We start from the raw sequence: 5,312 nt of genomic DNA on the forward strand, positions 1-5,312 counted from the left end.
ATAACATTTTCTTCACCGGCGCCGGCCCGCTCCAGTTCATGGGCGACAATCTCCGCCTGACGCTGTTTGTGAGGCAGCGCTCGACCTGCGACGGCAGCATCGAAAACGCGGTGGTGGCCAAGATCGTCGGCAGCCGCGCCGACATGCTCAGGATCGCCGCCGGAATCATCCTTGGCTGCAATCAGGTGTCCACGCCAAGAGATCGGGTGAAAGCTACTTTCGTGGAATTTCTGGAGGCGCCGAGGGAGCGGCACTGATCATTGCGCAAGCGAAACGATGCCCGGCCGCTTCGGTGGCCGGGCATCGCCCTTAAGGCCGTTGGCCTTCCGGGAATTTCGCGAGCACGTCTGCGGGCTGGGATGCACGCAAAAAATGCCTCCACCTCGTTCATCAGTTCTCGCGAACCGATCGTCGCGCCCTCGATCTCGAAGATCAGCGATTTGTCGCCAACACTGACAAAACTGTTATAAGGGCCATCGACAGGACCGCGACGAGCTGACTTTTCCTGTTTGGCAAACGGCATCCTAACTTTGGCCAACTGCTCTTTCAAAGCGGCGGCCTCAGAGGCGATCTTGCTCGAAAAGCATTGCTTGTGTTGCGTCATCGTTCGAATGATTTCGTAAGCACCCAACGTCCAAAACCAAAAAAAGTCATACGCCTTCATGATATCCGGGCCGGGATCCTTCTGGTCTAGAGCCGCCTTGATCTCCAAAGCCATTCGCCGGAGCGACTGGAGCTGAGTCACTGTGTAGATTGAAAAAGCCTTCAGCGGATTGCGCCGGTACTGAAGGCGAAATGCTTCGCCGTTGGCGAGTTCGAACTGCTGGGCGTCGAGCGCGAGGCCGGCAAGCCGGCATTCGCCCTGATGGGCGAGATTGGCACGCGCAAATATATTGGATCGGCCTTCATCAATCCTAGCCGGGCGATCCGCGAGCGCCTATGGAAGCGCGTCCAGGAGCATGCCGGGCCGCCCCCGAAGGGGATGAAGCGACCGGCGACGCAATGGGTCAAGCCGGGGCTAATCGGTCGCGTGAAGCACCTGCGCGGCGAGGAAGACCTTCGGCATGCCTCGCTACAGGATTTTCGGGAGAAAGACTAAGAAGAGGCGGTGGTGTCTCAGTTTGAAATAATCGCACGCGCCGCATCGGCAGCCCGGTCCAGCAGGATTCTATATCGCCGCTGTCCTATCTCGCGTCGATATTCTGCGAGGAACCAGATTTGTACGTCCTCCGGAGAGGCCCCATCAACGCGCTTCATTTCAAATTGGACCACGATTTTTGCATCGATAAGCACAACGTATTCGCCATCGTATTGGTCCGGTATGTCTTTCATCAAATGAAAGACAGTGCCGCTCAATCCGAGTGAGGAGACGGCCTTAATCAGGGCTAAGTCGCGAGCGGATTCGTCAGGCCGGAGCCTCAGCGGTTCGACATCGTACCGGCCGCCGGGCCTAGCTGGCTCGTGAGGTCTCGCACTCGCCGGCTGGAGCGAATTATAGGCGATTTCATGCACCATTGCTAATTTAGTAAAATGGTCACGTTCCGTTCCCCTAGCCGCCAGATCGGACGGAGCTAGACTCGAATTTGTGCGTAAACCAGTGATTGCCGGCGGCCGGCTAGAATCTATTCCTCCGATGATGCCCACCTTGGTCGCCAAGCCGCCCAAAGGCGACGACTGGATGCATGAAGCCAAGTTCGACGGCTACCGCTCCCAGATCATCGATCAGAATTGGAGGCTGCGCAAATGAACCTCATTGAACAATTAGCTCGTAAACTAAGTCATGATCGTCGCGCAATGGCGCTGATGGAAAAGCTAGCTGGGCAGTTAAGTAAAACCAAGCGTTTCAAGCTCGCGACCGAGCAACTCATCAGCCAAGAACGCCCCGGCAGCTCGGCCCGATTCATCCCCTTAGCCAGACACCATAACGTCTTGTTTGTTTGTCCCTCCCAGTCAAAGAATGCCGCGCCGGTTCCACCTCAACATCTGTGGGAAGGATACGCCCAGACTGAATTAGACTATTTGAAATGCGGACAAGATGACGTGGCACAAATGATTTGCATCCTCAATGAAGTCGGGCAACCGCCTATTCCGTTGACACGCGTGCTCGATCTCGGATGCGCCAGTGGCCGTATGCTGCGATTTCTTCCGCGAGACGAGACATCAGAGCATTGGGGCCTCGACATTAATGCCGAGCATATCGCCTGGTGCCAGGAACACCTTAATCCGCCGATGCTCTTCGCAACCAACACCACAGCACCGCATCTTCCATTTGAAGACAGCACCTTCGACTTGGTTTACTGCGGATCCGTTTTCACGCATATATCCGAATTGGCTGAGGCGTGGCTCCTCGAAGTTCGGCGCGTTCTCCGTCAGGACGGTTATGCATATATCACCATTCATACTCGGCAGACGATTGATCTTCTGCGAACGAAGTATCGCGATGATCCACTTTTCTCTGACCTACTTGCAGAACTGAACTCCAACTTCGCCGAAAATAATCCTGATGGAGCCGAGTGGTCGGTGTTTACCTTCGGCGCTGACCCGAACTCTCAGGTGTTTTATGACGTCCCTTCCTTGGAGCGGCGGTGGGGCCGGATCATACCAGTTGTCGCTGTGAAGGAGCAGGCGCACGATCATCAGGCCGCAGTGGTTATGCGAAAATGAGATATACAGCCGCCGTGATGTGAAGGAGCTTTATGACCCCACGGTCACGCTGAAGTTGCGGCGCGGCAGAACCAACTCGCGGACCAGTATCTGGAAACGCTATTGGATGACTGGATTACCGGTCAACTCCAAAAAGCTTGTAGTGTTATGGCGCGCTGTCAATAAGCCCTTGTTGACCGGAACGTCACGCGGCGGCCAATGTAGATTTCGTCCGCCTCGACGGTCTTGCCGTCGCCGCCCATCCGCATGAAGTCATCCGAGCGCATTGCCTCGCGATGCGCTTAAAAACGTGCTCTTCGTTGATGCAGCCAAGGGAGACTGGGAGGAGCCGGAACCGGTTCGCGCATGGCGTGAGGAAATCAAGAGAGAAAAAGCGCAAGTCCAGGCCGCGTGGGAAGAATGGTCAGCCCTGAGAGACGAGCGGAACCGCGAGCACAACTATGATGCCCTAGAAGAGGCATTCAACGCGGTTTGCAGCGAGGAGTGGGAAATCGGCATGCGCATTTGCGCGATCCCTGCCAACACGCTTGAAGGCATGATGGTAAAGCTTCGTGTGAGCGACAGATTGGGACTGGAGGATTTTGAAGATCCAAACGAGGCCTTCCTATCGATCGCCGCCGACATCAAGCGCCTTTCAGGGGAGGCATGACGAGACCACGAGGCTCAAAGGCCCGCTGCCTTTCCCAGGTGGCGGGCCTTTTGCTCTACTGGAGGCCGGCGTACGCAATCCTCGTCTTTTCGTGGCCAACAAGGAACGTCCACTTGTGATCGAAAACGTTATGTGACTGCTTCCAATCCGCAGGAATCTGTCCGTACAGTTCTGATGCGGCCGGCGTCAAAAGATACACCACCGACTGGCGATCTTCGGTAGTGCGGCAAAAGAGTGCCATCTCCTCGGGGCTACCGTTAGCGATAAACAGCCGCTCGAATCGGTCCTGAATGTCATCGTGCCCCGAATAGGGGACACTGCATTGCACGAAGTTCATGGATGTTTCCCCTCATTATCTCGGCATCTGTAGCCCTAGATGTAGCCCTGAAGCTAGTTCGCCAACGGTGGCGATGGCTGCAAACTCGACTAAGTCTTTGAAATTGTTGGCTCCCCGGGCCGGATTCGAACCAGCGACCAACCGGTTAACAGCCGGTTGCTCTACCACTGAGCTACCGGGGAACAGAGGCTCTCATGTGAGTGGCGCAGCCTATAGCAAACCCGTTTCGGCTTTGCAAAGAAGCATTTCATATTTTTCGGCGCTTTTTCGCGCGACGATTTCTAGCAATCATGTGCGCGCGTCCTCATATGAGCCGTCTGACGGGGGCGCGGAACCGAAAACGTGGTTGCGGCTTTTCGTCAGCTGGTGCTTTTACTTTGCCCGAATGGACCACCGACCAGACATGAGCGCAGCAAGCCACAACCATCCACCGGCACGGAAAATATCGGTCTTCGGCCGTCAGTTCACCATGCCGCGCTCGCGCGGCCTCAGGATTGCGATCGGCGTCGTGCTGATCTTCGGCGGCATTCTCGGCTTCCTGCCGATCCTGGGATTCTGGATGATACCGATCGGATTGCTGGTGCTCTCCTACGAGTTCGCCTTGGTACGCCGCCACCGGCGCCGGCTTGTCGTGTGGTGGGAACGGCGGCGGCGGCCGAACTGACGGTTTGCACCCCGTGGCAAGCCTCTGTGAAGGGGCGGTCTTTCCGGCTCGACTCAACCCGGCTGATGCCCGGCGCGCTTTTTTCCGGCCCTTGCAACTCCTTCAAAATGGCGGACCTTCTGCTTACCCGACGTGAGGTCCAGGCCCTGGGCTTCCCTTTGCAAAATTCCGTACTTAACAGTTAACTAATATTTTGATTGCAGCATGCGTGTCGACGACGCGATGCGTGAATCATGGTCGAGGGGAAACCGTCCGGAATGCACCATGGCCGCTTGACGGCATTTTCGCCGCAACCTATTGGAACCGGGTGGAACGCCGGGAGCAATGAGGCCTCGTGGCGGAGTGGTTACGCAGAGGACTGCAAATCCTTGCACCCCGGTTCGATTCCGGGCGAGGCCTCCAAAGGCCCAAGCTCCCGCGCACCCAGCGCCAGGGGGCTTGAGTTCCGGTCGAAATGAGCCGCGGTCTTGGCGCGGCAAGCAGATTGGTTTTGGGCGGATTGGTTGGAACATGAGCGCTGATTTTGCCGAACGTCGGGTGAAGATGGTCGATGGCCAGATCCGCACCACCGACGTGACCAGCGCGCCGCTGCTCGAGGCGCTGCTTGTCGTGCCGCGAGAGGCCTTTGTTGCCCCCGGCCAGCGCGATCTAGCCTATATCGACGAAGACATCCGCATTGCCAATGCAGCGGATGGCCCCCGCTACCTCATGGAGCCTTCGCCGCTGGCCAAGCTGATGCAGCTGGCCGAAATCGGCCCTGGCGATTCGGCGCTCGATGTCGGCTGCGGCAACGGCTATGCGGCGGCGATCCTGTCGCGGCTGGCAAAGTCCGTCGTTGCGCTGGAAAGCGATCCGGCATTGGCCGAGACCGCCATGTCGACTCTTTCGGCGCTTGGCTGCGACAATGTCAGCGTGGTCACGGGACCGCTGCCGGATGGCCATGCCGCGGGAGCACCCTACGATGTCATTTTCATCGGCGGCAGCGTGGAGAAAGTGCC

Annotated in this window: 9 protein-coding genes and 2 tRNA genes; 7 read left to right on the forward strand and 4 right to left on the reverse strand. The window is 57.4% G+C overall.

Going from position 1 to position 5,312, the window contains the following annotated elements; all coding sequences use genetic code 11:
* On the forward strand, positions 1–257 hold a 257-nt coding region (locus EOA86_RS39495), incomplete at its 5' end, for a hypothetical protein (protein ID WP_206630084.1).
* Here the strand turns inward: EOA86_RS39495 and EOA86_RS20765 are convergent.
* A complete protein-coding gene (locus EOA86_RS20765; protein WP_128343357.1) occupies positions 182–718 on the reverse strand; it encodes a hypothetical protein in 537 nt (178 codons plus the stop codon). The two genes, EOA86_RS39495 and EOA86_RS20765, sit on opposite strands and share 76 nt — an antisense overlap.
* Positions 719–865: 147 nt before the next feature.
* Between EOA86_RS20765 and EOA86_RS20770 the strand changes: the two genes are divergently transcribed.
* Entirely contained in the window at positions 866–1,099 is a 234-nt protein-coding gene (locus tag EOA86_RS20770) for a hypothetical protein (protein WP_245497333.1), read from the forward strand.
* Positions 1,100–1,116: 17 nt separating this feature from the next.
* On the opposite strand, the gene EOA86_RS39500 is transcribed toward EOA86_RS20770, so the two are convergent.
* A complete protein-coding gene (locus tag EOA86_RS39500; RefSeq protein ID WP_206630085.1) occupies positions 1,117–1,515 on the reverse strand; it encodes a hypothetical protein in 399 nt (132 codons plus the stop codon).
* A gap of 228 nt (positions 1,516–1,743) precedes the next feature.
* Here EOA86_RS39500 and EOA86_RS20780 point away from each other — a divergent pair, with 228 nt between their 5' ends.
* Together EOA86_RS20780 and EOA86_RS20785 are read left to right on the forward strand one after the other, a co-directional pair.
* Positions 1,744–2,664 (forward strand): class I SAM-dependent methyltransferase, encoded by a 921-nt coding sequence (locus EOA86_RS20780; RefSeq protein ID WP_128343366.1) that lies wholly within the window; start codon positions 1,744–1,746, stop codon positions 2,662–2,664.
* A 265-nt stretch (positions 2,665–2,929) separates the two neighbouring features.
* Complete coding sequence (locus tag EOA86_RS20785; protein WP_128343368.1) at positions 2,930–3,313, forward strand: hypothetical protein; 384 nt, start codon at positions 2,930–2,932, stop codon at positions 3,311–3,313.
* Positions 3,314–3,368: 55 nt separating this feature from the next.
* Here EOA86_RS20785 and EOA86_RS20790 read toward each other — a convergent pair whose 3' ends face one another.
* Together EOA86_RS20790 and EOA86_RS20795 are read right to left on the reverse strand one after the other, a co-directional pair.
* Positions 3,369–3,650 carry a hypothetical protein gene (locus tag EOA86_RS20790; RefSeq protein WP_128343369.1) on the reverse strand — a complete coding sequence of 94 codons (282 nt, stop codon included), beginning with the start codon at positions 3,648–3,650 and terminating at the stop codon, positions 3,369–3,371.
* Between the two features lie 107 nt (positions 3,651–3,757).
* A tRNA-Asn gene (locus EOA86_RS20795) sits at positions 3,758–3,832 on the reverse strand.
* Positions 3,833–4,053: 221 nt separating this feature from the next.
* Between EOA86_RS20795 and EOA86_RS20800 the strand changes: the two genes are divergently transcribed.
* From EOA86_RS20800 to EOA86_RS20810, 3 genes are all read left to right on the forward strand, one after another.
* Positions 4,054–4,314, forward strand: coding sequence for a hypothetical protein (locus EOA86_RS20800; RefSeq protein WP_029353198.1), 261 nt, complete (start codon positions 4,054–4,056; stop codon positions 4,312–4,314).
* A gap of 328 nt (positions 4,315–4,642) precedes the next feature.
* Positions 4,643–4,716, forward strand: a tRNA-Cys gene (locus EOA86_RS20805).
* Positions 4,717–4,824: 108 nt separating this feature from the next.
* Positions 4,825–5,312 (forward strand): protein-L-isoaspartate O-methyltransferase (locus tag EOA86_RS20810; RefSeq protein WP_164891871.1); only part of this gene is annotated, 488 nt, incomplete at its 3' end.

The sequence above is a fragment of the Mesorhizobium sp. M5C.F.Ca.IN.020.32.2.1 genome (assembly GCF_004023105.1).
Lineage (GTDB): Bacteria > Pseudomonadota > Alphaproteobacteria > Rhizobiales > Rhizobiaceae > Mesorhizobium > Mesorhizobium wenxiniae.